Below are 25,288 nucleotides of genomic sequence, written 5' to 3'. Positions count from 1 at the left end.
GTTACTCGCTGTCCAGATGCAATGGGCTGATCACGCTGCCGTCCTTTTCTGCCTGACCCAATTTGGCGTCGACGAAATAGACTCGCTCATCTTCGAGTTTGCCCTTGTCCACGAGGTAATCCTTGATGCTGCTGGCGCGACTCTGGCCGAGCTCACGTAACAATACTTCGTTGCCACTCCAGAATTGAATGATCTCGGTACGCATCTTGTTGGCGCGCTCTTCTTTGCCCAGGTCAGTCCACTGCGCCAGCGGTTGTTTTTTCAGGCGTGCGCGATAAATGCCCTCAAGCATCGGTACCTTCTCGCTATCGGGGACATCGACCATCGCCGCTCTGGCCGGGACCTTGTCGCCGCGACGCTGGAGGATCTTGTAGTACGTGTATTGATACTCGCGCTCAAGACGCTGCTGAGCGAGGAATGGGCCGTCGCTGCTGGCGGCACTCGTACCTTCAATTTCAAGACGCAGGGTAGGGCGTTCCTTGAGGGCCGCAGCAAGCTTGTCCAGCGCCTTTTGTGCATCGGCGCTCAATTCAGTCGCACCGGGCGCGAACTTCACGCTGCTCAGGTCTTCAGAGCCTCCGCCGGTGACCAGCCCGCCAATGAAGTTGAACGGTGCCGCTGCCGCACGGACGACCAGATTACGCAGGGTCTGCCAGACAATGGGCATGACACTGAACTGCGGATTGTTCAAATCTCCCGATACGGGCAGCTCAATCGATATCCTACCGTTAACGTCCTTGAGCAGCGCCACCGCCAGCTTCAAGGGAAGGTCTACAGCGTCAGGGCTGTCGACTTTTTCACCCAGCTCCAGTTGTTCCACCACGACCTTGTTTTCGGCCTGGAGTTGGCCCTTGGTGATTTTGTAATGCAGGTCCAGATTCAGACGCCCTTTGCGGATGCGATATCCCGCAAATTTGCCTGAGTAGGGTGTCAGGGTGGTCAGTTCCACACGTTTGAAGCTGGTGGCGATGTCCAGCGCTGCCATTGGGTCAAACGGATTCAGGCTGCCTTTGATGGTGACCGGTGCATAACGGTCCACCTTACCGTTGACGTTCACCGTGGCAGGGTTCGACTGACGATTATCCAGAGTGCCAATTTTGCCATTGAGCTGCTGAATGGCTGTGGCGAAATTCGGTGTCAGGCTGAAGTCGGCGAAGTTGGCGGAGCCATCATTAATATTCACTTCACCGATGCGAATACCCAGCGGTTTCGAATTGCTGGCTGAGGCGCTGGTCTTGGCTGCCGGAGACTTATCCGCTGGCTGTGGGATCAGCAAGTCGTCGATGTTGGTTGTCCGGTCATTGTTGATCATGAAGCGGGCGTAGGGTTGTTCCAGATTGACCTTGGCGATGTTCAGGCTGTCGCCGTGCTCGTAATTGAGACCTTCAAGCGTCAGTTTTTGCCACTTCAGGAAGTCACGTTTCTTGAGTGTGTCCAGTGTATGCAACTGCTCAACCTGCGCCTTGCCGTTGATGGTGAACGCCAGTGGCTCTGTGCTTTTCAGGTTCACCGCCAGATCACTGCCGAGCATACCGCTGCGCAGTTCCAGCTGAATAAACGGGCTGATGTAGGCCTGAGCAACACGTAGATCGATATCTTTCGTGGTGACCTGCAGTTTTGCGCTCACCGGGTTCAGGTTGACGTCGCCCGCTGCGGTGATCTTGCCCTGCTTGCCGACGCCAGTATCCAGTTTCAGCGTAAACGGCGATTTGTTCAGGCTGTCGAAATTCTGCAAATCCAGATTCAACGGACCCACGTCCAGTGCGACCGGTTCTTTCTGGCTGCGGTCAGCAAGGTGAACCTGATAGTCACGCAGCTGCACGTCTTTGAGCAGTACTTGCCATGGCTTGGAAGGCGCAGCGGGTTTGGCAGCAGGTGGTTGAGCGTCGGCTGTAGCCGTTGTCGGTGCAGCCTTGTCGTCCACCGCAGGTTTGGGGGCAGACGTGGCTGTTGATTTGGCAGCAGGTTTGGCGGGCTGACTGGCGAACAGCTTTTGCCAGTCCAGTTGACCGTCAGCTTCCAGCGCTGCCCACGTTTCGAGCTTTGCGCTGCGGATCTTGCCGACAGTGACTAATTGTTTGGCAAGATCGACCGAACTGTCAGTGACATCCAGACGCTGCAGGCGCGCCAGCGGTCGGCCATCCGGAGCGTCGATGGCGAACGGCGCGATGCTCAGCGACGTGTTGGTCAGCTTCAACTCGGTTTCTTTTGAAAGATTGAGCGAATAGGCTGTGCTGAGGTTCAGCGTGCCATCTTTCAACACCAGTGGCAGGGCATCGCGCACATAGGGCCACCAGACCTTCATCTTGCTGTCAGTGACTTTCAGCGTGCCTTCAGATGTGATTGGTAGCAGGCTGATGCGCCCGACCCAATCGATCTGCCCTCCATCAGGTCCTGCAGCGACCATTGTCATGTCCGCATTGTCTTCCGGCAGGGTGCTGAGGTTCTTCAGCTCCAGATTCAGCTTGTCGTAAAGAAACTCGATCGGTTCGCTGGGCCTCATGTCCTGAAAGTGGACATAACCGTCAGCCAGTTTTATTTCGTCGATGCGCAGCGGGAAGGGTTTGCTGGCCGGTTCATCTGTGGCGGCAGGCTCGCTGGGCGGCAGCTTGAACAGCTGACTCAGGTTCAGCGTGCCGTCCTTGCCGAACAGCAGTTCAGTCTTGGGTTTGACCAGCTCGACGGCCTGCAGATGCAAGGCGCGGGTCCAGAGGCTATCAATCTGCAGATTGGTATAAAGCTTTTCGAAGCCGACCTGCTCTTTACCCGGTGCGCCGATAGTCAGGCCCCACAAGGTCAGCTCAAGGCTGTAGGGATTGAATTCAATGCGTTCAAGGCGCGCCGGGACAGTGGAGTAGGCAGCCAGTTGCTGGTTGGCAATGCGCAAACCAACCCCGGGCAAAATCAGAAAGCCCAGAACGCTATAGAGTCCGAAAACGACCAGTAAGGTGCCAACTGCGCGTATCAATCCTTTGGACATGTGAGGCGTCGTCTCTCTTTATCGGACTTTATGGGAGCTCCTTGGAGTATGGCATGCCAATCTGGTTCCGAAGACGCTGCCCCCGCATGTTGTGGGATATTTCCCTAAAGCTCGTGCGGTATCAAAGTTGCAGAATAAGGGTCTTGAGCGGCGGCTGATTATCCAGCGACGGGAAATCTGCAGCCGGTGGCATGACCTGCCAATCCCGAACAGGGCGACCGCTTTTGGTTGCACAGCGCAGGACCTGCTCTCGCCAATCCTCCATGCTGACCTTTGCCAGATTATTGCAGCAGATCAGCACGCCGCCCTCGGCCGTGGTCAGCAGGGCTGGCTTGAGCAGGCTTTGATAGTCACGCAGCAGGTCCACGGTGCCAAAAGCGCTTTTCGCCCATGCCGGTGGGTCGAGCAGCACCAGATCATATTGGCGTTGTTCGAGCTTCACATAGTCGGGCAGTTTATGGCCGCGGCGCTGGGTGATGGGCAGGCCTGCCATTTGCCGGATCGCCGGGAAGTAATCGGACTGGATGAACGACATGGTCGGCAATTGCGGGTTGAGTGCGCCGTTTTCCCGACCCACTGCGAGGTTGCCTTCCGCGAAATCCAGATTGCACACGTCACTCGCCCCGCCCGCGGCTGCGCTCAGGCCAACACCGCAGGTATAGGCGAAGAGGTTGAGCACGCTTTTGCCCTTGCTGCGTTGCTTGACCCAGCCTCTGGTGTTACGCAGGTCGAGAAACAGTAACGGGTCCTGCCCGGCGTGCCGCCCACGCACGCGGTAATTGAGGCCCCATTCGTGGCCGATCAGGTCCTCCAGTGCAGCCGGTTCGGCCTTGTAGACGGTGTCTTCTCGATCAATTCGCGAGTTGCCCTGGGAGCGATCGTTGTAGACCAGCAACAAATCCAGACCCAAGCGGCTGTTCACAGCGGCATGCAGCTCCAGTAACGCCTCACGCTCAAGGCGTGTATGGAAGCTTTGTACAAGCAGCTGCGGCCCGTAACGGTCGATGGTCAGGCCGCTGGCGCCTTCCTGGCTGCCGTGGAACAGCCGATAACAGTCCGTGTCTTGCTGATGCAGCTCGGCAAGCAGCGGTTGACGGTTATCGAGGGCGACGCTGAGCGCCTGAATCAAGGAAGACATGCAAAGCGCCTTGGGCTGGATATAGGCGCGGCAGTTTATCAGGTAAGGCCTGTCCATCACATTTCACATGTCCTGTTGGAGCGAGGCTTGCCCGCGAAGGCCGTTCCCCGTTCTATCTGATATACCGGGGCGACTGGTTCGCGGGCAAGCCTCGCTCCAACAGAAAGGGCCCATTAACCTGTGGAGGTTTCGATTAACGCGCCAACGCCAGTGCCACGCCCTGACCCCCGCCGATACACAGCGTCGCCAGGCCTTTTTTGGCGTCGCGCTTGATCATCTCGTGCAGCAGGGTCACCAGCACGCGGCAGCCTGAGGCGCCAATCGGGTGGCCCAGCGCGATAGCGCCGCCATTCACGTTGACTTTGGCCATGTCCCAACCCAGTTCTTTGCCGACAGACAATGCCTGGGCTGCGAAGGCTTCGTTGGCTTCGATCAGCTCCAGTTGTTCAATCGACCAACCGGCTTTGTCGAGGCAGCGGCGAGTTGCGCTGACCGGACCGATGCCCATGATGGCGGGGTCGACACCCGCATTGGCATACGCGGCGATGCGTGCAAGCACGGGCAAGCCTAGCTCTGCGGCTTTTGCTGCACTCATCAGGATCACCGCAGCGGCGCCATCGTTTAGCGAAGAGGCGTTACCGGCGGTCACTGAGCCGTCTTTCTTGAAGGCAGGCTTGAGCTTGCCCAGCGTTTCAGCTGTGGTGCCTGCGCGGGGTTGCTCGTCGGTTGCGAAGGCCACCGGGTCGCCCTTGCGCTGAGGGATCATAATCGGCGTGATTTCGTCGACGAAACGACCACCTTCAATTGCGGCAACGGCTTTTTGCTGCGAAGACGCTGCGAACGCATCCTGTGCCTCGCGGCTGACTTCGTATTTGTCGGCCAGATTCTCGGCAGTGATGCCCATGTGATAGTTATTGAACGCATCCCACAAACCGTCGCTGATCATGGTGTCTACCAGCGTGCTGTGGCCCATACGCAGGCCCGTTCGTGCGCCGGGCATGACGTAATTGGACAGGCTCATGTTTTCCTGGCCCCCGGCAATGATCACTTCAGCGTCGCCACAGCGGATCGCCTGGGTCGCCAGGTGCAATGCCTTGAGGCCTGAGCCGCAGACTTTATTCAGCGTCATTGCCGGAACGGCAAATGGCAGGCCTGCTTTGATCGCGGCCTGGCGCGCCGGGTTTTGCCCCGCGCCTGCTGTGAGCACCTGCCCCATGATGACTTCATCGACTTGCGCGCCATCCAGCCCGGTTTGTACCAGAAGCTGACGGATGACTGCTGCGCCCAGGTCGACTGCGGATACATTCGCCAGTGAGCCCTGGAAACTTCCGACTGCGGTACGAGTGGCGGCAACGATAACGACGTCTTGCATGGCGCGGATCCTCACTATTATTGGGTTTTACGTCAGGCGCTTTGCAGGCCGCCCGATTCGCTGTGATCAGAAAGACATGTTGGCACAGAAGCCGGGCCAGCTTCCAACCGAGAACTGGCCAGTACTGATTCGGTGATTACAGCCCCATCCGTCGGCGGGCGCGATGAATAGAGGCGTTGCGTACCGCCCAGCGCAGCACCGGAGCGCTGCGTTTGACGCCGGCACGAATCATTCGTCGTCGCAGCCGGGACTGGTGCAGCTCCAGCATTTCACTGGCCCACAGAGGTAGCAGGTCGATACCGGCCTGCATCATCAGTGCGCCCATGGGTTTCGCCAGCATACTCGGCGCGGGTGCGTTCAGCAGAATGCGCAGCACTTCCCGGCTCCGTTCGTCGCACAGCAACTGAGGCCGCATCTGTTCGAGGTACTCGGCAATTGCCTGGGAGGAGTGGGGGACGTTTCGGGCACCGAGGCGCTCTGCGATAACGGCGGTTTCTGCGTAGTACTTGTCCTGATCTGCCAGCGAAAGCTCCGGATTAAGGTAGCGCAGGTGCGCCGCAAGGAAGTTGCTGACCTCGGCTACATGCACCCACGTCAGCAAGTCAGGATCGCTGGCAGCATAAGGGCGACCATCCGGTGCAGTACCGATGACCTGCAAATGGATCGTGCGGACTTTGTCGATCAGCCAGTTGGCATCGCGGGTTGAGCCGAAGGTCGTCCCGGAAATAAATTGCCCGGTACGCCGTAGCCGTCCAAGCATGTCCTGGCGAAAGTTGGAGTGATCCCACACGCCAGCCAGTGCAAGAGGATGCAAGGCTTGCAGCATCAGGGCGCTGATACCGCCGATCAGCATGGTGGGAAAGTCTCCATGCACCTGCCAGCAAATAGCGTCTGGCCCAAACAGACCCGGATCGCCCTTGGGATTTTCCAGATCGAGTTGACCGAGGGATAAGCCCGTCAGGCTCATCACCTGGGTTTCGATACGACTGCGGATGAATTCCATGGGGGCTCGTTAACAATCGCTTTCAGGAGTGGATACACGCTATAGCAACAACTGCATAACCTGTGGGAGCGAATTTATTCGCGAAGCGGTGTGTCAGTCGCCAATGTTTTAACAGGTAACCCCTTCGCGAATGAATTCGCTCCCACAATAAAATTTCATTTCAATTCGAGAGCGCGGTCGCTGCCGCAATTCTTGGCAGCGACCATGCCCCGCTTCGCTCAACGATTCAAGCGTTTGTCGATCAGCCCCTCCACCACGCTCGGGTCAGCCAGGGTTGATGTGTCGCCCAGGCTATCCAGTTCATTGCAGGCGATCTTGCGCAAAATACGCCGCATGATCTTGCCCGAGCGGGTTTTTGGCAGGGCGGGAGCCCATTGGATCAATTCCGGTTTTGCAAAGCTGCCAATCTCCGAGCTGACGTGGGCGAGCAGCTGTTTCTTCAGTTCGTCGTTGGCGTCGACTCCGTCCATGGGCGTGACAAAGGCATAAATGCCCATGCCTTTGACATCGTGGGGGTAACCGACCACGGCGGCTTCGGCGATGCTGTCGTGCAGGACCAATGCGCTTTCTACTTCCGCCGTGCCAATGCGATGGCCTGACACATTGATCACGTCATCAACACGCCCTGTGATCCAGTAATCGCCATCTTCATCACGGCGGGCGCCGTCACCAGTGAAGTAGTAGCCGGGGAACGGTTTGAAGTAGGTGTCGATCATGCGCTGATTGTCGCCATAGACGCTGCGAATTTGCGCAGGCCAGCTGGCTTTGATGACCAATAAACCGCTGGCCGGACCTTCAATCTCGTTGCCCTTTTCATCGAGTAAAACGGGCTGCACACCAAACATCGGCTGGGTCGCGCAGCCTGGCTTGATCGGGCTGTTGCTGATCAGTGGGGTCATCATGATGCCGCCGGTTTCGGTCTGCCACCAGGTATCGATAATGGGGCAGCGCTCTTTGCCTACCTCACGGAAATACCATTCCCACGCTTCAGGGTTAATAGGCTCACCGACGCTGCCGAGTAATCGCAGACTTTCCCGGGACGTGGATTGCAGGGGCTTGGGACCTTCACGCATCAAGGCGCGCAAGGCCGTTGGCGCGGTGTAGAAAATATTCACCTGATGCTTGTCGATGACCTGCCAGAAGCGCGACGCATCGGGATAGTTGGGCACGCCTTCGAACATCAGGGTGGTGGCACCATTGGCCAACGGCCCGTACACAATGTAGCTATGGCCCGTGACCCAACCGACATCTGCCGTACACCAGAAGACCTCGCCATCGTGATAGTCAAAAGCGTACTGGAAGGTCATGGCGGCCTGCAGCAGATAGCCGCCAGTGGTATGCAAAACCCCCTTGGGTTTGCCGGTGCTGCCAGAGGTGTAGAGGATAAACAGCGGGTCTTCGGCGTCCATGGCTTCGGGTGGACAATCGTCTGTCACGCTTTGCACGCTTTCGTGGTACCAGATATCCCGATCAGGCACCCACTCGACCTTGCCTTTGGTCCGCTGCACGACCAGTACGGTGCTGACGTTCGGGCAGCTCTGCAATGCCTTGTCGACGTTTTGCTTGAGCGGTACTTGTTTGCTGCCGCGAACACCTTCGTCAGCCGTAATCACTGTGCGGCAGTCGGCGTCGAGAATCCGGTCGCGCAGGGCTTCAGGCGAGAACCCACCGAACACCACCGAATGCATCGCGCCAATTCGCGTACAGGCGAGCATCGCGTAAGCGGCTTCGGGGATCATCGGCATGTATATGCACACCCGATCACCTTTCTTCACGCCCCGGCTTTTCAGCACGTTGGCCAGGCGAGCGACGTGCTGATGGAGTTGCCTGTAGGTGATTTTGGCCGAGTCGGAAGGGTTGTCGCCTTCCCAGATAATTGCGACCTGCTCACCGCGATCTTTCAGATGGCGGTCGATGCAGTTGTAGCTGACATTGAGTTTGGCATCTTTGAACCACTGAGCAGCGCCGGTTTTCAGGTCGGTCTTTTGCACGGCGCTCCAAGGGGCTGACCAGTCGAGGAACTGCTTGGCCTGCTCGGCCCAGAACTGGTCAGGTTGCTCCACCGATTGACGGTACATACGCTCATAGTCTGAGTGGCTGAGCTGTGCGGCCTGACGTACTGCTTCTGCCTTGGGGAACTTGCTGATATCGAACATGACGGTTCCTTATTCTTGTGGAGTCATCAAAGAATAGGAGCTTGTTGGGGGAGGGTGGGTTCAATTGGGTGGGATGCCACGTGCCCGCTCTGTAGGAGCTGCCGAAGGCTGCGATTGGCTGTGTGTCAGACAGGCCGCCTTCGCAGTCTTCGGCAGCTCCTACAGACGCGGTGTTTATTGTTACGAATGCTAACGAAATGGGCGAAATATAGGCCGCCTCCGACAGACCTGTCCCTTTCATCTGAGTGAAGTTTCCTAGAAAATCCTGACCCCTTGCGTGGGTGGGTTTTGCTCTCTAGGCTGCGCCGGTCACTGCTCATCAGTGATCGGGTTTAGCAGCCTGTTCCGCAATTTCTACGACGCGCTATTACCGCTTATGGCGGCTTTGCGTGGGGCACTTTCGAGTGCGCCGGTTTTGTAGGTTGCGCCGGTCTGCTAACCCGCGACAAAGCCGCCACCCTTGTTTGTTTAGCAGCGAACTTCCGGTGGCCCTAACGGGAGCAACCTGCATGAAAAAAGTAACACCGGATCCACCAGACATTTCCCTCGAAGAATCCCTGCTGCACGTCAGCGAACTCCTGCGTTGCGCTGCGGCGACGGCGTACGAATCCGGCGACAGCCTCAACGGCCCGAAACGTGATCTTGCTTTTTCGGTGGTGCACTTGATCGGCATGGCCAGGACTGAGCTGGATCGCTCGCTGGCGCGGGTTGAGGCGCACTGAGTCTAGCCTGAGGTGCTATCTCTTGTGGGAGCTGGGCTTGCCCGCGATAAGGCCAACCTGATTTACAGGCATTAATCTGGTTATCGTTCATCGCGGGCAAGCCCAGCTCCCACAAGTACAGCGTTAACCCCAAGAGCACAAAACCCGCCGTCTCTTGCGAGAGCAGCGGGTTTGGGTGTCGCTTTGGGACAATCAGCCGCGGTGACGGCCGCGGAAGTAGTTGATCAGGCCTTGGGTCGAAGCATCGTCGGCTGGCTCGTCGGTGCCACCGGTCAGGCGTTGGTAAACGGCTTTACCCATTTCCTTGCCCAGCTCCACGCCCCATTGGTCGAAGGCGTTGATACCCCAGATCACGCTTTGCACAAAGACCTTGTGCTCATACATGGCGACCAGCGCACCAAGGCGGCGAGGGCTGATGCGCTCGACCACCAAGGTGTTGCTCGGACGGTTGCCGGGGATGACCTTGTGCGGTGCAAGCTTCTGCACGTCTTCTTCGCTCAGGCCTTTGTCACGCAGTTCGGTTTCGGCTTCTGCACGGGTTTTACCGATCATCAGTGCCTGGCTTTGCGACAGGCAGTTGGCGTACAGCCACTGGTGGTGATCAGAAACCGGGTTGAAGCTGACAATCGGCACGATGAAGTCGGCCGGGATCAGTTGGGTGCCTTGGTGCAGCAACTGGTGATACGCGTGCTGGCCATTGCAGCCTACGCCACCCCAGATGACCGGGCCGGTGTCGGTCGCCGTCGGCGTGCCGTCCTGGCGGACGCTTTTGCCGTTGGATTCCATGTCCAGCTGTTGCAAATGCTTGGTGATGTTGCGCAGGTAGTGGTCGTAAGGCAGGATCGCGTGGCTCTGCGCGCCCCAGAAATTACCGTACCAGACGCCCAGCAGACCCAGCAGCACCGGCATATTCTGCTCGAACGGTGCGGTCAGGAAGTGTTGGTCCATGGAATAAGCACCGGACAACAGTTCCTTGAAGTTGGACATGCCGATAGCCAGTGCGATAGGCAGCCCAATGGCCGACCACAACGAGTAACGGCCGCCGACCCAGTCCCACATCGGGAAGATATTCTCTTCACGGATCCCGAACGCTACGGCTGCGGCGTTGTTGCTCGACACGGCGATGAAGTGGCGATACAGCTCAGCCTCGGATCCGCCTTGTGCCAGATACCAGGCACGAGCAGCGGTCGCGTTCTTGAGGGTTTCCAGAGTGGTGAAGGTTTTCGACGAAACAATGAACAGCGTCGTTTCGGCGCGCAGCTTCATGGTTAGTTCGTGGAACTCACTGCCGTCAATGTTCGCCAGGTAATGGCAGCGCACGCCTTTTTGGGCGTAGGACAACAGCGCTTCAGAGACCAGCTCCGGGCCGAGGAATGAGCCACCGATGCCGATGTTCACCACGTCGGTGATCGGCTTCTCGGTGTAACCGCGCCACAGGCCGTCATGAATGCGGCCGACCAGATCAGTCATCTGGTTCAGCACCTTGTGCACTTCAGGCATCACATTGACGCCGTTGACCTGCAGCTTGTCGCCCACCGGACGCCGCAACGCGGTGTGCAGGGCCGGGCGGCCTTCGGAAGAGTTGACCAGCTCGCCGTCATACTGCGCCTTGATGGCGTCTTTGAGGCCCACTTCATTGGCCAGCTTGACCAGCAAGTCGCGCGTTTCGGCGTTGATCAGGTTCTTCGAGTAATCGAGGAACAGTCCGCAACTGCTCAGGGTGAATTGGCTGAAACGCTGCGGGTCAGCATTGAAGGCTTCGCGCATGCTGAAATCCTGCATGGCTTCGCGGTGTTGGTTGAGCGCCTGCCATGCGGGCAGGGCGGTCACATCAGAAGGGGTGCGGTAGTACGCCATCGCTGCGGGTTTCCTTGTACTTGGAACTGGCTAAACACTGAAAGCGAAGATAAGCAGACTTTTTAATCTTGGCACCAAGACTAAACATAATGTGCGGCTGTGTCTGCGCCTGAACTGCTCGGTGCCCGGTACTATTTCACATGTTGCTGTCTGCTGGATGAACAGACGCGATGAAACCGGTACGAATAGGGCATTGCGGGTGGTGCTAAGTTCATTGCCGAGTGTAGGCAGGAAGATACGCAAATTGTAGGAGCTGCCGAAGGCTGCGAAAGCGCTCGTCCTGTCACACCGCCATCGCAGCCTTCGGCAGCTCCTACAGGGTCCCCTGTTTTGCCGGGCTTAATGCTGCTCGCGGTTCAAATGCAGATTATCGATCAAGCGGGTCTTGCCCAGAAACGCTGCGGCCAGAATCACCAGATCGCCATCTTGATCGGTCGCGGGGCGCAGGCTGGTGGCTTCGCGGATTTCCAGATAGTCGGGGCGGAACCCGACCGCTTCGAGCTGGCGCTTGCCAGCCTCGAGCAGGGTGACGAAGTTTTTGTCACCGCTATCGACTGCTGCGCCAATCTCCTGGATGACTTTATAAAGGGTGGGTGCGGTAGCGCGTTGTTCTTCGTTGAGATAACCATTGCGTGACGACAGTGCAAGGCCGTCGTCGGCGCGCACGGTTGGCTCGCCAATGATCTGAATCGGCATGTTCAGGTCGCGAACCAGCGCACGGATGACTGCCAGTTGCTGAAAGTCTTTTTCGCCGAACACGGCCAGATCAGGCTGGACCATGTTGAACAGCTTGCTGACAACGGTGGATACACCGTCGAAATGACCGGGGCGACTGGCGCCGCACAACCCTTCGGAAATAACAGGAACGCTGACCACGGTCTGGTCGGTCATCCCGTGGGGATACATTTCTTCAACGTTGGGCGTGAACAACAGGTGGCAACCTGCTTCGAGCAACTTTTCCTGATCGGCAGCGAGGGTGCGCGGGTAGGTCGCCAAATCTTCGTTGGGGCCGAACTGCATGGGGTTGACGAAAATAGTCGCTACTACGAAGTCGGCGCGCTGTGCTGCTTTGGTTACCAGCGCTGTATGGCCGCTGTGCAGGTTACCCATGGTAGGCACGAGGCCGATCCGCTTGCCTTCACTGCGTGCACGAGCGATAGCGGCGCGCAATTCGCGTACGGTTTTTACTGTGTTCATGCCGAGAATCCGTGTTCTGTGGCGGGGAAGCTGACGTCTTTGACTGCCGTGACATAGGCGTGAAGTGCTGCCTGGATGTCAGGCTGACCGGTCATGAAGTTCTTCACGAACTTGGGGACGCGCCCGGTGATGGAAAGGCCGAGCATGTCATGCATCACCAGAACCTGACCGTCGGTGGCGCTGCCTGCGCCAATACCGATGACCGGGATTTTCACCGCATGGCTGATCTCTTGCGCCAGTTCGCTCGGTACGCATTCCAGCAGAATCATCGCCGCACCGGCCTGTTCCAGGGTGATCGCATCGGCGCGCATCTGCCGCGCCTGGGTTTCCAGACGCCCTTGAACCTTGTAACCGCCCAGCACGTTGACTGATTGCGGAGTCAGGCCCATGTGCGCGCAGACCGGGATACCACGATCGGCCAGCAGACGAATCGACTCAGCCAGCCAGGCAGCGCCTTCAATTTTGACCATGTGTGCGCCCGCCTGCATCAATGCGGCGCTGTTGGCGTAAGTCTGGTCCAGGGTTGCATAAGACATGAAGGGCAGGTCGGCCATGATCAGCGCGCCCTGGTTACCACGTTTAACGCAGGCAACGTGATAGGCCGTATCGGCAGTGGTCACAGGCAGCGTGCTGTCATGGCCTTGCAGGACCATGCCCAGCGAGTCGCCGACCAGCAGCACTTCAACGCCAGCCTGGCTGGCGGCATGGGCAAAGGTCGCGTCATAGCAAGTCAGCATGGCGATTTTTTCGCCTTTCTGCTTGAGTGCCTGCAACGACGTTACGGTGATATCTGGCATGGAAAAGTCCTCTGTCAGGCGCGGTGAACACTACGGCGAGCAGCGCGTGAAATTCATCCTGGAGAAGCAGGTACACCGTCGTGTGCGGTGTTTAAAAGCAGCCTGCTTGCGCCCATAAGCCAGCGAACAGGCTGGCGGGACGCCTATCTTCGTGAGGAGGGGGGATTAAGTCAATTGCCTGTTTTTGCCGACCATGGTGCAGGTGAGCACGCCGTTAAACACGGTGTGCGCGAGGTGTTACAGATGAGTGTTACCGCGTGTCGTCTGTTACGCTTGAGGTGTCAGGCGCTCGATACCTTCAAACGGGCAGCGGGTCAGCAATTTACTCAGGGAGCGGCCGTCGGCCAGTTGTAAGTCAGGGGCAAGCTCGGCCAGCGGATAAAGCACGAAAGCCCGGGCCTGCATGTGGTAATGCGGCACCTTGAGTCGTGGTTCGTCGATCAGGCGCTCGCCAAATACCAGAATGTCCAGGTCCAGCGTGCGTGGCCCCCAGCGCTCGGTGCGTTCCCGACCCTGGCCCTGTTCGATGGCCTGCAAGGCGTCGAGCAGTGCCAGAGGTTCGAGCGTGGTATCCAGCGCTGCAACGGCGTTGGTGTAACGCGGTTGATTGGGCAGCAGCGAGTCGCTTACATAGAAGGAAGAGACGCCTACCCATTTGCTCTGCGGCAGTTTCGCCAAGGCCCTGATGGCCTGGCGCAATTGGTCGGCGGGGGCAGCCAGATTGCTGCCCATGCCTATATAGACGCGTTCCACAGGTTGTTACTCGCCCGATGCGGCCGGCGCGTCACCACCGGCACGTTTGCGTTTAGGGCCACTGCTGCGGCGGCGTTTGCGAGGCGCGCCGGCGTCGGGTTTGCTACCCAGTTCGCTGATCATGTTACGGCGTTCGCTGTCGTTGGCGTCCTGATAATCGGTCCACCATTCGCCAAGACCATCGGTTTCTTCGCCCGCGCTTTCACGCAGCAGCAGGAAATCGTACCCGGCCCTGAAGCGTGGATTATCGAGCAACAGGTCAGCACGCTTACCGGAGCGGCGTGGCAGACGCTCCTGCATGTCCCAGATTTCCCGAATCGGCATGGTGAAGCGCTTTGGAATGGCAATGCGCTGGCACTGCTCGATGATCAGCTCGTTGGCTGCTTCCTGCATGGCCGGTATCGGCGGCATGCCGCGCTCTTGCAGGCGCAGCACTTTGGCTGGCAAGGCAGGCCACAACAGTGCCGCGAACAGGAATGCCGGAGTGACCGGTTTGTTCTGTTTGATCCGCAGGTCAGTGTTGGCCAGGGCCTGGCTGATCAGCGTGTGGGTGTACGTCGGGCGATATTCCAAGGCCTTGGCGCTGGCCGGGAACAGCGGGTCGAACAGTTCCAGATCTACCAGCATTTCGAAGGTAGGCTCGGCGTAGCCGGACAGGAACAGTTTGAGCACTTCTTCGAACAGTCGTGCCGAAGGGATATCGCGCAGCATCGGTGCCAGCGGTCGGATCGGCGTGGCGCTGTGCTTCTCGATACCGAAATCCAGCTTGGCGGCGAAACGCACGGCACGCAGCATGCGGACCGGGTCTTCTTTATAACGCTGCTCCGGATCACCAATCAGACGGATCAGGCGATTGCGAATGTCATGTACGCCGTTGGCGTAGTCGAGAATGCGCTCGCTGACCGGATCGTAATACAGCGCGTTGATGGTGAAATCGCGGCGCTGGGCGTCGTCTTCAAGGGTGCCGTAAACGTTGTCGCGCAGAATCCGCCCGCTTTCATTACGCGAGGACTGATTGCTGTCCTCTTCTTCATCATCTTGCGGATGGTTGGCGCGGAACGTGGCCACTTCGATGATTTCTCGACCGAAGTGGATGTGGACCAGTTTGAAGCGGCGGCCAATGATACGGGCGTTACGGAATTCGGCACGCACCTGCTCCGGAGTGGCGCTGGTGGCGACGTCGAAGTCCTTGGGCGTGATATTCAGCATCAGGTCACGGACACAGCCGCCAACCAGATAAGCCTGATAGCCGGCATTTTGCAGGCGTTCGACAATATTCACCGCATAGCGACTGAATTGGCCGCGTTGCAGCGAGTGTTGGCTGCTGTTGAGCACTTCAGGCGTGCTGCGAATATGTTGCTGCGGTTTACGCAGTGGAGTACGGAATGACTGGAACAGCTTCTTCAGCATGGGATGCACTGTTTGAAGGAATATTCGGCCATAAACGAAGAATGACCGCATGATGGGCGGGGATTCTAGCATTTAGTCAGGGGATGGTGTAGGAAGCTGCGCGATGGTGTTAAGCCATCTGCCAGGCGCTGAGATCTGTAGGAGTTGCCGAAGGCTGCGAATTGGGTCTGCCATGAGAATGCTTTCGCAGCCTTCGGCAGCTCCTACAGGATTCGGTGATTCATTGAGAGCGCATTTCAATCTGGGGATGTGTCAGGAGGGAGTTTCTTTCAGAAGCTACTGGGGGAGCCGAAGCTCCCCCAAAGTGCGTGCTCTTATTTTTATTTTGTCTGTGGGCTTCTTGTTTTTGTTGAGTGCCCATTCACGAGACTTTCGTCTGTGAAACCTCCCAATCGGGAGTCAAGAGCAAACGGATTGCTTTGGTCGCTGTGTTGCAATGATCATTCGATCCAACCAGTTCAGGCGCTACCTAAGGGTAGTTTTTGTTGTTCTCAGCCTGGTTGCGGGGCAAGCCCCAAATACAACGCCTCTCCAAAAGAATCAGTTAGCTGCGCCTCCGCCGTGTTGTTCTTGTTATGCGTGAGTCGATTCGTATTGTTTTTATTATGGTGTTTAGCACTGCGTGTTTTTGTTGTTCTTGTACTGGTAGATATAGCAGGACCTGTGCCAACTTTTGAAAACCCTTTAAAACCGGGGCTTTCAGCGATTAGATGGCTTTTTGGCGGCACAAAAAAGCCGGGGTTTTCGTTACCGTAAACCCCGGCTTTTGTTACGCCCACCTGTTGAGGTAACAGTTTCTGGTCTGGCCGGAAGGCGCAGGCCAGAGCCTTGTGGTCAGGTTTCGCTGGCAACGCCTTTGCGACGAGGAATGCCCAAGCGCTGGCGACGTTCCCACAGGCATTTGCGACTGACGCCCAGTTTGCGCGCCAGCTCTGTCTCGGTCATGTGGTCCTGATGCTCCAGCACGAAGTGCTGAAAATAGTCCTCAAGGGACAGATCTTCGGTAGGTTCGTGGCTGGTGGAGCTTGCCGAGCCTTGCTGGGGAGCGAGGCCGATGAAGTCTTCGTCTTCCAGATCGCTGAGCTCAATGTCGATGCCCAGCAGCTCGGCTGAGATTTCCGGGCTTTCACACAGGATGACGGCCCGTTCCACAGCGTTTTCCAGTTCGCGAACGTTGCCTGGCCAGGTGTACTGGCGAATGGCGAGCTCTGCGTCGGGAGCAAACCTCAGATCGTTACGACCGGCTTTGAGACTTTGTCGGGTCAGGAAGGCGCGAGCGATATCCAGCACATCGTTACCGCGCTCGCGCAGTGCGGGGAGCTTCAGGGCAATAACGTGCAGACGGTAATAAAGGTCTTCGCGGAACTGGCCGACTTTGGCCAGGCTCTTGAGATCCCGGTGGGTGGCCGCGATCAGGCGTACGTCCACTTTCTGTGACTGGACTGAACCCACACGACGAATTTCGCCCTCTTGCAGCACGCGCAATAGACGCGCCTGGGCTTCGAGTGGCAATTCGCCAATTTCGTCGAGGAACAGCGTACCGCCATCGGCCGCTTCCACCAGCCCGGCACGACCAGCGCTGGCGCCGGTGAACGCGCCTTTTTCGTGACCGAACAACTCAGACTCGATCAGTGTTTCCGGAATCGCCGCACAGTTAACCGAAATCATCGGGGCTTTTGCCCGGCGCGAAAGGTTATGCAGTGCGCGCGCAACCAACTCTTTACCCGTGCCTGATTCGCCCTGAATCAGCACGTTCGAATCGGTAGGGGCGACCTTGCGAATCTTGCTGTAGAGATCCTGCATGGGGGCGCAGGAGCCAATGATGCCGATCTCGCCATTGCTGTTATCAACGCCAGCTTTGTCCGGGTTACCGGCTTTGGCGGCGCTGCGGTCAGCCTGAATGCTTTGCACGGTCTGGCGATCGCGCAGGATACGGGCAACTGCCTGAAGCATTTCGTCGTGATCGAATGGCTTGGCAATGTAATCGACGGCGCCCATTTTCATGGAGTCGACAGCCGAGCGCAGGCTGGCGTAGCTGGTCATGATCAGCACCGGTTTGCCCTCGCCGAGCTTTATCAGCTCAGTGCCGGGAGCCCCGGGCAAGCGCAAATCGCTGACGATCAGATCAAACGAAGGAATGCTGAAACGTTCCTGTGCTTCCTGCACCGAACCTGCTTCGCTGACCTGGTACTGGTTACGTTCCAGCAGGCGGCGAAGGGCCGAGCGGATGATTGTTTCGTCTTCGACGATCAGAATATGGGGCATTTATTCAATTCTCTCGACGGGCTCATTTCACGGCGGACGTCGCTTCGACATGGCGTGGCAGTGTGACCCGAATACGGGTCCCGCGCTCGTGCTCGGTATCAACCGGGCTGTCGATGGTGATCTGTCCATAATGCTCTTCAACGATGGAATAGACCAGCGCGAGGCCCAGTCCAGTCCCTTCACCCGGGTCCTTGGTGGTGAAGAACGGTTCGAACAATCGATCCATGATTGCTTTCGGAATTCCACTGCCTTCGTCTTCTACGATCAGATCGACAGTGTGTTCGGATACTTCGCTCCTGACCCTGACGGCGCTACCGGCAGGTGAGGCGTCGCGGGCGTTGGAGAGCAGGTTGATCAGTACCTGTGCGAGCCGCTGCGGATCACCGTCGACCCAGTGTTCGGGGTTGCACAGGTTATAGAACTGGACTTCGAAGTTGCGCCGGTTCAACGCCAGCAGGCCAATGGCATCCTGTGCCACTTCAGCCAGGCAAACCGCTTCATCGCTATGTTGATGGCTGCCTGCATGGGCGAAACTCATCAATGATTGAACGATGCGTGAAACACGCTTGGTCTGTTCGAGGATCTGGCTGCTGATTTCGGTCAGTTCACCATCTTCCTCACGCTCTTCGCGCAGGTTTTGCGCAAGGCAGGCAATGCCGGTAATCGGGTTGCCGATCTCGTGGGCAACCCCGGCTGCCAGGCGACCAATACTGGCAAGGCGCTCGGAGTGCACCAGTTTGTCTTCCAGCATCTGCGTTTCGGTCAGGTCTTCAACCAGCAGCACCAGCCCGCTGTTGCCCGGTGCCAGTGGTTCATCGATAGCGGCTTTGTGCAGATTCAGCCAACGGATTTGACCATCCAGAGGCAAGCGCTGCTTATGCAAGTGTTCGTCGGGCACATTAATGAAGCCGCTGAGCAATTCTTTCCAGGGTTCGGTAATGGTCTCAAGCCGAGAGCCCACGACGCGCTGGGCGGCAATGCCGGTGAGTTCTTCCATGGCTTTGTTCCACATCAGGATTTCCTGATCCTTGGCCAGCGAACACACACCCATCGGTAGCTCTTGAAGTGTCTGGCGGTGATAGCGGCGCAGCGCGTCAAGCTCAGCTGCCAGACCGGTCAGGCGCGAGTGGTAGTCCTCAAGCCGGCTCTCGATGAAGTGGATGTCTTCGGTGACATAGTTCTCGCCGCTGGATTTATACGGCAAAAACGTTTCAACCATGTCCTGTGCCACGCTGGGGCCCATCAAGCCTGAGAGGTTGGCTTCGATTCTGTCCCTTAACCGGCGCAACGCGTAAGGCCGACGTTCGTCGAATGGCAGGTAAAGATCGCGCAACGCCTGCTCGACTTCTTTTTGTGCGGCCTTGGCCCCCAAGGGTTTGGCCAGTTGCGTGGCGAACTCCTGAGGCGATACAGCGTGTAGCTCGCGGCGCTGCGGGCGACGTACGTTATCTACAGCGCACGCTTCGGCAGCGCTGGCTTCTTCGGGGCTTGGGTTGCTGAACAGCGAAATCAGCGTGAAGACCAGCACGTTGACGGCCAGCGAAGCAATCGCTGCCATGTGCCAACTGGTCTCGTTCAGTTTGTAGATCTTGTTCAGCAGCGGTAGGTAGACGCTTTGGAGGTCGCCAATCAACGGCAACAACATGCTGAAAACCCAGACCGTGATACCCGCCAGCAACCCGGCGATGAAGCCGCGGCGATTGGCGGCGGGCCAATACAGCACTGAGAGCACGCCGGGCAGAAACTGAAGCGTGGCGACAAACGCGACGATGCCCAGATTGGCCAGGTTCTGCTGGGCACCCAGCAGCAGGTAAAAACCGTAACCAGCCATGATGATCGCCACGATCAAGGCGCGACGGGTCCATTTCAGCCAGCGGTAGATATTGCCCTCGGCCGGAGGCTGATAAAGCGGCAGCACCAGATGGTTTAGCGCCATGCCCGACAGCGCCAGCGTGGTGACGATGATCAGACCGCTGGCCGCCGACAGACCACCCACATAAGCCAGCAACGCCAGGGACTTGCTGTTTACCGCGATGCCGATGCCCAAAGTAAAAAACTCGGGGCTGGTGGTGGCGCCAAGTTTGAGCCCTGCCCACAGAATTAACGGTACGGCCAGACTCATCAGCAACAGGAACAGCGGCAGGCCCCAGCTTGCGCTGACCAGCGATCGCGGGTTGAGATTCTCGGTAAACGTCATGTGGTACATGTGCGGCATGACGATGGCTGAGGCGAAGAACACCAGTAACAGTGTGCGCCACGGGCCTTCCTGCAGGGGGGTATGCAGGGCGGCGAGGGTAGCTTGATTCTGCAGCAGCCACAGTTCAAGTTGTTGCGGGCCGTCGAACACGCCATACAAGGCATAAAGGCCAATGCCGCCGATGGCCACCAGCTTGATCACCGATTCAAAGGCGATGGCGAACACCAGTCCTTCATGTTTCTCGCGGGTGGCGATGTGGCGCGAGCCGAAGAAAATCGTGAACAGGGTAATCAGTGCGCAGAACGCTACGGCAACTCGATCCTGGACGGGCTCGCGGGTCAGGATGCCAATCGAGTCGGCGACGGCCTGGATCTGCAGCGCCAGTAGCGGCAGGACGCCAATCAACATGAATATCGTGGTCAGTGCTCCCGCCCAGGTGCTGCGAAAGCGGAACGCGAACAGGTCCGCGAGGGACGAGAGTTGATAGGTGCGGGTGATACGCAGGATCGGATAGAGCAACACGGGCGCCAGCAGAAATGCGCCGGAAACCCCGAGGTAGCTGGAAAGGAAGCCGTAACCGTACTGGTACGCCAGACCCACCGTGCCGTAGAAGGCCCAGGCACTGGCGTAAACACCGAGGGAAAGGGTGTAGGTCAGCGGGTGGCGGATCACCCAGCGCGGGATGACGCCGCGTTCGCTGATCCATGCCACACCAAACAGCATGAGCAGATAGGCGGCGCTGACCAGAATCATCTGGGTCAGGCTAAAGCTCATCGGCATCTTTTTGACTCTGCAGAATGAAGGTCACTACGATCAGGATCAGCCATAGCAAATAAGGCCGATACCATGCGCCGGTGGCGTCAATCCACCAATCCATGATGGCGGGCGAAAACAGGTAAATGCCGACTACCAGCAACAAGACCAAGCGGTAAATATACATTTGGCCTCCTTCACGATTCATTCGCGTTGCGGCAGTTGAGGAGCGGCATGGTAACGGATGGCGAGTAACCTGCAAGCGTCGCGTGAGCGGCAGCGTCTGCCAGTTTGCGTCGACCGCTCTATCTCAGTCTATTGCAGCCTCCTCAAGGTTCCGCAGACGAGGAATTGCGGAAACGTTCCAGCGCTCGATTGCCCAGTTCAATACTTCCTGAGGTGTGCCGTAAGCGAGTGCTGATTCTGTTTCCTGGCCCAGTGCGCGCAATGCCCTCAACAGCAGAGGCGTGGCCTGATCGGCTTCCAGGGGCGGCGAACGATAGCTTTTACCAAGCTTGTGGCCGTCGGGCTGGGTAATCAGTGGTACATGCAGATAGCGCGGTTGCGGTGCGCCGAGTAATTCCTGAAGGTAAAGCTGGCGCGGGGTAGAGTCGAGCAGGTCGGCGCCGCGGACGATATCGGTAACACCCTGCATGGCGTCATCAATGACGACTGCCAGTTGATAGGCATAAAACCCGTCGCGACGGCGTATGACAAAGTCGCCGACTTCCCGGCCAAGATGTTGTTGAAACGTGCCTTGTACCCGGTCCTCGAACCGGTACAGCAGTTCGGGTACACGGATGCGGATGGCAGCGTTATCAGGCGAGTGTCCGGCGTTTCTGCAAGTGCCCGGATAGATACCCTGAAACGGTTCGAGCTGTTTGCGCGAGCAAGTACAGGCGTAGGCAAGACCGTGATTGAACCAGCGATTGATGACTTCCTGATAAGCCTCGTGACGATGGCTCTGCGTGACCAGTTGGCCATCCCATTCAAAGCCGTAGCGTTCGATCGTCTCAAGAATGGCGCTTTGAGCCCCCGCGACTTCTCGTGGCGGGTCGAGGTCTTCCATGCGCATTAGCCACTGGCCACCGACTGAGCGCGCGTCGAGATAAGACGCCACCGCTGCGACCAGTGAGCCGAAGTGCAGATAACCGCTGGGCGTTGGCGCAAAGCGCCCGATGTAAGAGGGGGATTTCATGGGGCGGATGTTACTGGATAGTGTCGGATATCTGTAGGAGATCGTCCGGCGTCTATGACACCGCGCTGTTGCGCGGAAAACAGAGAACCTGTGGGACCGGATTCATCCGGGAAGAGGCCAGTACATCCGCCACATCATCGTCGCCATGAATGCCGCATTCCCGGATGAATCCGGTCCCACAGGTTGTGCGTAAACTCAGATAGTTACGTGTTGTTGAGAAGAGTTGGCTGCTAAAGGGGCATTGGCTGAGCTGGAAACAACAAAGGACGCCGAAGCGTCCTTTGTGTGCAAGGTTGCGGGTCGTATTACTTGCCGACCTGCTTTTCCTTGATTTCTGCCAGCGTTTTGCAGTCGATGCAAAGGTCGGCGGTCGGGCGGGCTTCGAGGCGGCGGATGCCGATCTCTACACCGCACGATTCGCACCAGCCGTATTCTTCGTCTTCGATCAGTTGCAGCGTCTTGTCGATCTTCTTGATCAACTTGCGCTCGCGATCACGAGCGCGAAGTTCAAGACTGAATTCTTCTTCCTGGCTGGCGCGATCGGCCGGATCAGGAAAGTTGGCAGCCTCGTCCTTCATGTGAGTCATGGTGCGATCGACTTCATTCATCAACTGCTGCTTCCAGCCGTTGAGGATTTTCGTGAAGTGGCCGCGCATTTCAGCGCTCATATACTCTTCACCCTTACCGAGTTCGTAAGGCTTGAAGTCACCGTTCAGCTGGTTGTTCTGCTGCTTTTCTTGGGTGGGCATGAATGGACCGCCTCTCACTCTTTAATCCATTGCGCAGGAAAATATCCATCACCGGCACCTGCCGGCCCTGCGGCTGCAAGCGGGCGAACTTACCAGATCGAATCGGAGCGCGCTACTCCCGGTTGTCGAGCGTGCATTCAACCTGGGCGGTTAATGGTCGTTGCAACAGACGCGGGCCTGAAGAAAACGTTCAACGCCTGAAACGCGTTACACCCATTTGGATAGATTCTGCTCCGCGTCCCGCTATTGTCGTGCCGTGATTAACTTCCCTGTGCAGGTGAGTGCTTGGGTAGAATCGCTCATCATTTTGTATGCCCACAGGCATCCGGCCCGATCAAATTAAGGAAGGCTAATGGCTCAGCCCTACAGTGCGCGCAGTCGCGCCATCGAACCATTCCATGTCATGGCGTTGCTGGCACGGGCGAATGAATTGCAGGCGGCGGGGCACGACGTCATTCATCTGGAAATCGGCGAGCCTGACTTCACCACCGCGCAACCCATTGTTGCGGCCGGGCAGGCTGCGCTGGCGGCGGGTAAAACCCGTTATACAGCGGCGCGAGGCCTGCCTGAATTACGTGAAGCCATCGCGGGTTTTTATCACCAGCGCTACGGGGTAACGGTGGATCCAGGGCGGATTCTGGTGACCCCCGGTGGTTCGGGCGCGCTGCTCCTGGCCAGCAGTTTATTGGTCGACCCTGGCAAGCACTGGTTGCTGGCGGACCCTGGTTACCCGTGTAACCGGCACTTTCTGCGCCTCGTGGAGGGCGCGGCACAGTTGGTGCCGGTCGGGCCTCAGGAACGCTATCAATTGACGCCGGATCTGGTGGCTCGGCATTGGGATCGGGACAGTGTCGGCGCGCTGGTTGCATCGCCTGCGAACCCGACCGGTACATTGCTGAGTCGCGATGAGCTGGCAGCGCTTTCCTCTTCGCTCAAAGCGCGCAACGGGCATTTGGTGGTGGACGAGATCTATCACGGTCTGACTTATGGCACTGATGCTGCGAGTGTGCTGGAGGTGGACGATGAGGCGTTCGTTCTCAATAGTTTTTCAAAGTATTTCGGCATGACCGGTTGGCGACTGGGCTGGCTGGTGGCGCCTCAGGAAGCCGTCGCTGATCTGGAAAAACTGGCCCAGAATCTTTATATCAGCGCGCCTAGCATGGCCCAATATGCTGCGCTGGCTTGCTTTGAACCACAGACGCTGGAAATCCTCGAGCAGCGCCGTGCAGAGTTCGGGCTGCGTCGCGACTACTTGTTACCGGCGTTACGCGAATTGGGCTTTGGGATTGCAGTGGAGCCCGAAGGTGCGTTTTACCTCTATGCCGACATCAGTGCGTTCGGTGGCGATGCGTTCTCTTTCTGTCAGCACTTCCTTGAAACTGAGCACGTTGCGATCACGCCGGGCCTGGACTTTGGCCGTTTCCAGGCGGGGCATCACGTGCGTTTCGCCTATACCCAGAGCTTGCCGCGTTTGCAGGAGGCGGTAGAGCGCATTGCGCGCGGACTAAGGAGCTGGCAAGGCTGATGCGTTTTTCTCCAGAGCTTGAACAAGGTTTGCTGTTGGTGCGCTACAAGCGTTTTCTAGCGGATATTCAGACTGACAAAGGCGAATTACTGACCATCCATTGCCCCAATACGGGGTCGATGTTCAATTGCATGATGCCTGGCGGGCGTGTGTGGTTCAGCCGCTCCAACGACCCAAAGCGCAAGTTGCCCGGCACTTGGGAAATCAGCGAAACCCCTCAGGGGCGGCTGGCCTGCGTCAACACCGGGCGGGCGAATACCTTGGTAGAAGAGGCTCTACGCGCAGGTGTCATCACCGAACTGAATGGTTTCACCGCTCTCAAGCGCGAAGTGGCCTACGGTCAGGAAAAAAGCCGGGTGGATTTCCGCCTGGATTATCCGCAGGGGCCGGCTTATGTCGAGGTCAAAAGCGTCACGCTGGGCTTTGACGGCAGCGCAGTGGCGGCGTTTCCAGATGCGGTCACTCAGCGTGGTGCCCGTCACTTGCGGGAGTTGGCGACCCTGGCGCGCGAAGGTGTCCGTGCGGTGTTGTTGTATTGCGTCAATCTGACGGGCATCGAAGCGGTGCGACCGGCTCAGGAGATTGATCCAGGCTACGCCGCTGCGTTGCGCGAGGCGGTTGAGGCGGGCGTTGAGGTGTTGGCGTATGGCGTGCATCTGACACCAGAGGAAATCTTCATTGATCGTCCCTTGACGCTGCGTTGGGGCGTAGAAGCTGATCAATCGATATCGGGTATATCAATCCAGATGCCTTGATGATCTTCGTGGCTGGCAATACCGCGTAATGACTTTCCTTCACAAGGGCCTGCCACGCATTCGCCGCTTTCAATGAGGAACAAGGCCCCGTGAGTCGCGCAGTGAATCAAGCTGGCGCTGGGGTCCAGAAACTGGTCGGGCTGCCATTCCAGTGGCACGCCACGATGGGGGCAGCGGTTGTCATAGACGAACACCCGCCCGTTGCGACGCGTGGCGAACAGTTTTCGGCCATTGATTTCAAAGCCGCGGCTTTGGGCTTCCGGCAATTGGTCACCGGTACAGAGCAGTTTCACCAGGGCCTCCGTTGGGCGCGTGAAGGTGGGTTCTCAGGCCTGGCAGTGTGTCAGTCTTTGCCGGGATACGGATGATCAAACCTCAAAGGCAGCCCTGCGCGAGCAGGACTGTTGTGTACAGAGGCACGGGTAGTCGTTTGGCGACTTCCTGTTATAAAAAATATAACT

At 57.9% G+C, this 25,288-nt stretch carries 19 protein-coding genes; 3 read left to right on the top strand and 16 right to left on the bottom strand.

Translation table 11 applies throughout. The features are described from left to right. Position 1 precedes the first annotated feature (1 nt). The 5 genes from EE949_RS24565 to acs form a co-directional block, all read right to left on the bottom strand. Positions 2-2,980 (bottom strand): DUF748 domain-containing protein, encoded by a 2,979-nt coding sequence (locus EE949_RS24565; RefSeq protein WP_122666683.1) that lies wholly within the window; start codon positions 2,978-2,980, stop codon positions 2-4. 121 nt (positions 2,981-3,101) lie between these two features. Next, the gene (locus EE949_RS24560; RefSeq protein WP_122666682.1) at positions 3,102-4,118 is read right to left on the bottom strand and encodes a class I SAM-dependent rRNA methyltransferase; all 1,017 of its coding nucleotides are present in this window, start codon (positions 4,116-4,118) and stop codon (positions 3,102-3,104) included. Positions 4,119-4,311: 193 nt separating this feature from the next. Next, positions 4,312-5,490 (bottom strand): acetyl-CoA C-acetyltransferase, encoded by a 1,179-nt coding sequence (locus EE949_RS24555; protein ID WP_122666681.1) that lies wholly within the window; start codon positions 5,488-5,490, stop codon positions 4,312-4,314. 136 nt (positions 5,491-5,626) lie between these two features. Then, positions 5,627-6,493, bottom strand: a complete 867-nt coding sequence (locus EE949_RS24550) for an oxygenase MpaB family protein (protein WP_122666680.1) — start codon at positions 6,491-6,493, stop codon at positions 5,627-5,629. 218 nt (positions 6,494-6,711) lie between these two features. Next, the gene (gene acs / locus EE949_RS24545) at positions 6,712-8,649 is read right to left on the bottom strand and encodes an acetate--CoA ligase (protein ID WP_122666679.1); all 1,938 of its coding nucleotides are present in this window, start codon (positions 8,647-8,649) and stop codon (positions 6,712-6,714) included. Between the two features lie 509 nt (positions 8,650-9,158). On the opposite strand from acs, the gene EE949_RS24540 reads away from it, so the two are divergent. After that, positions 9,159-9,371 (top strand): DUF6124 family protein, encoded by a 213-nt coding sequence (locus tag EE949_RS24540; protein ID WP_122666678.1) that lies wholly within the window; start codon positions 9,159-9,161, stop codon positions 9,369-9,371. Positions 9,372-9,563: 192 nt separating this feature from the next. Here the strand turns inward: EE949_RS24540 and pgi are convergent, their stop codons facing one another. From pgi to dksA, 10 genes are all read right to left on the bottom strand, one after another. Beyond that, a complete protein-coding gene (gene pgi / locus EE949_RS24535) occupies positions 9,564-11,228 on the bottom strand; it encodes a glucose-6-phosphate isomerase (protein ID WP_122666677.1) in 1,665 nt (554 codons plus the stop codon). 339 nt (positions 11,229-11,567) lie between these two features. Then, a complete protein-coding gene (gene panC / locus EE949_RS24530; RefSeq protein ID WP_122666676.1) occupies positions 11,568-12,425 on the bottom strand; it encodes a pantoate--beta-alanine ligase in 858 nt (285 codons plus the stop codon). Then, positions 12,422-13,222 (bottom strand): 3-methyl-2-oxobutanoate hydroxymethyltransferase, encoded by an 801-nt coding sequence (gene panB / locus EE949_RS24525; protein WP_122666675.1) that lies wholly within the window; start codon positions 13,220-13,222, stop codon positions 12,422-12,424. Before panB ends, panC begins: the two co-directional genes overlap by 4 nt. Before the next feature lie 267 nt (positions 13,223-13,489). Continuing rightward, positions 13,490-13,975, bottom strand: coding sequence for a 2-amino-4-hydroxy-6-hydroxymethyldihydropteridine diphosphokinase (folK, locus tag EE949_RS24520; protein WP_162874007.1), 486 nt, complete (start codon positions 13,973-13,975; stop codon positions 13,490-13,492). 6 nt (positions 13,976-13,981) lie between these two features. Further along, a complete protein-coding gene (locus EE949_RS24515) occupies positions 13,982-15,385 on the bottom strand; it encodes a polynucleotide adenylyltransferase PcnB (RefSeq protein ID WP_122666673.1) in 1,404 nt (467 codons plus the stop codon). 834 nt (positions 15,386-16,219) lie between these two features. Beyond that, the gene (locus tag EE949_RS24510) at positions 16,220-17,650 is read right to left on the bottom strand and encodes a sigma-54-dependent transcriptional regulator (protein ID WP_122666672.1); all 1,431 of its coding nucleotides are present in this window, start codon (positions 17,648-17,650) and stop codon (positions 16,220-16,222) included. 22 nt (positions 17,651-17,672) lie between these two features. After that, entirely contained in the window at positions 17,673-20,627 is a 2,955-nt protein-coding gene (locus tag EE949_RS24505) for a sensor histidine kinase (protein WP_162874009.1), read from the bottom strand. Continuing rightward, a complete protein-coding gene (locus EE949_RS24500) occupies positions 20,611-20,787 on the bottom strand; it encodes a hypothetical protein (RefSeq protein WP_003176118.1) in 177 nt (58 codons plus the stop codon). The genes EE949_RS24505 and EE949_RS24500 overlap by 17 nt, the downstream gene beginning before the upstream one ends. Before the next feature lie 123 nt (positions 20,788-20,910). Further along, complete coding sequence (gluQRS, locus tag EE949_RS24495) at positions 20,911-21,798, bottom strand: tRNA glutamyl-Q(34) synthetase GluQRS (protein WP_122666670.1); 888 nt, start codon at positions 21,796-21,798, stop codon at positions 20,911-20,913. Between the two features lie 305 nt (positions 21,799-22,103). Continuing rightward, on the bottom strand, positions 22,104-22,547 hold the full coding sequence (gene dksA, locus EE949_RS24490; protein ID WP_122666669.1) for an RNA polymerase-binding protein DksA: 444 nt from the start codon (positions 22,545-22,547) through the stop codon (positions 22,104-22,106). A gap of 352 nt (positions 22,548-22,899) precedes the next feature. Here dksA and EE949_RS24485 point away from each other — a divergent pair, with 352 nt between their 5' ends. After that, the gene (locus tag EE949_RS24485; protein WP_122666668.1) at positions 22,900-24,072 is read left to right on the top strand and encodes a pyridoxal phosphate-dependent aminotransferase; all 1,173 of its coding nucleotides are present in this window, start codon (positions 22,900-22,902) and stop codon (positions 24,070-24,072) included. Then, positions 24,072-24,827 carry a DNA/RNA nuclease SfsA gene (sfsA, locus tag EE949_RS24480; protein WP_122666667.1) on the top strand — a complete coding sequence of 252 codons (756 nt, stop codon included), beginning with the start codon at positions 24,072-24,074 and terminating at the stop codon, positions 24,825-24,827. The genes EE949_RS24485 and sfsA overlap by 1 nt, the downstream gene beginning before the upstream one ends. Here the strand turns inward: sfsA and EE949_RS24475 are convergent. Next, positions 24,791-25,120 carry a Rieske (2Fe-2S) protein gene (locus EE949_RS24475; RefSeq protein WP_122666666.1) on the bottom strand — a complete coding sequence of 110 codons (330 nt, stop codon included), beginning with the start codon at positions 25,118-25,120 and terminating at the stop codon, positions 24,791-24,793. The two genes, sfsA and EE949_RS24475, sit on opposite strands and share 37 nt — an antisense overlap. Between the last annotated feature and the right edge of the window lie 168 nt (positions 25,121-25,288).

Source organism: Pseudomonas viridiflava (genome assembly GCF_900602065.1).
GTDB lineage: Bacteria > Pseudomonadota > Gammaproteobacteria > Pseudomonadales > Pseudomonadaceae > Aquipseudomonas.
This window is presented reverse-complemented; position numbering and strand designations above follow the sequence as displayed.

Coding starts and splice junctions, on each gene's coding strand:
- EE949_RS24565 (WP_122666683.1), bottom strand. CDS start 2,980: ATGTCCAAAGGATTGATACGCGCAGTTGGCACCTTACTGGTCGTTTTC.
- EE949_RS24560 (WP_122666682.1), bottom strand. CDS start 4,118: ATGTCTTCCTTGATTCAGGCGCTCAGCGTCGCCCTCGATAACCGTCAA.
- EE949_RS24555 (WP_122666681.1), bottom strand. CDS start 5,490: ATGCAAGACGTCGTTATCGTTGCCGCCACTCGTACCGCAGTCGGAAGT.
- EE949_RS24550 (WP_122666680.1), bottom strand. CDS start 6,493: ATGGAATTCATCCGCAGTCGTATCGAAACCCAGGTGATGAGCCTGACG.
- acs (WP_122666679.1), bottom strand. CDS start 8,649: ATGTTCGATATCAGCAAGTTCCCCAAGGCAGAAGCAGTACGTCAGGCC.
- EE949_RS24540 (WP_122666678.1), top strand. CDS start 9,159: ATGAAAAAAGTAACACCGGATCCACCAGACATTTCCCTCGAAGAATCC.
- pgi (WP_122666677.1), bottom strand. CDS start 11,228: ATGGCGTACTACCGCACCCCTTCTGATGTGACCGCCCTGCCCGCATGG.
- panC (WP_122666676.1), bottom strand. CDS start 12,425: ATGAACACAGTAAAAACCGTACGCGAATTGCGCGCCGCTATCGCTCGT.
- panB (WP_122666675.1), bottom strand. CDS start 13,222: ATGCCAGATATCACCGTAACGTCGTTGCAGGCACTCAAGCAGAAAGGC.
- EE949_RS24515 (WP_122666673.1), bottom strand. CDS start 15,385: ATGCTGAAGAAGCTGTTCCAGTCATTCCGTACTCCACTGCGTAAACCG.
- EE949_RS24510 (WP_122666672.1), bottom strand. CDS start 17,650: ATGCCCCATATTCTGATCGTCGAAGACGAAACAATCATCCGCTCGGCC.
- EE949_RS24505 (WP_162874009.1), bottom strand. CDS start 20,627: ATGCCGATGAGCTTTAGCCTGACCCAGATGATTCTGGTCAGCGCCGCC.
- EE949_RS24500 (WP_003176118.1), bottom strand. CDS start 20,787: ATGTATATTTACCGCTTGGTCTTGTTGCTGGTAGTCGGCATTTACCTG.
- gluQRS (WP_122666670.1), bottom strand. CDS start 21,798: ATGAAATCCCCCTCTTACATCGGGCGCTTTGCGCCAACGCCCAGCGGT.
- dksA (WP_122666669.1), bottom strand. CDS start 22,547: ATGCCCACCCAAGAAAAGCAGCAGAACAACCAGCTGAACGGTGACTTC.
- EE949_RS24485 (WP_122666668.1), top strand. CDS start 22,900: ATGGCTCAGCCCTACAGTGCGCGCAGTCGCGCCATCGAACCATTCCAT.
- sfsA (WP_122666667.1), top strand. CDS start 24,072: ATGCGTTTTTCTCCAGAGCTTGAACAAGGTTTGCTGTTGGTGCGCTAC.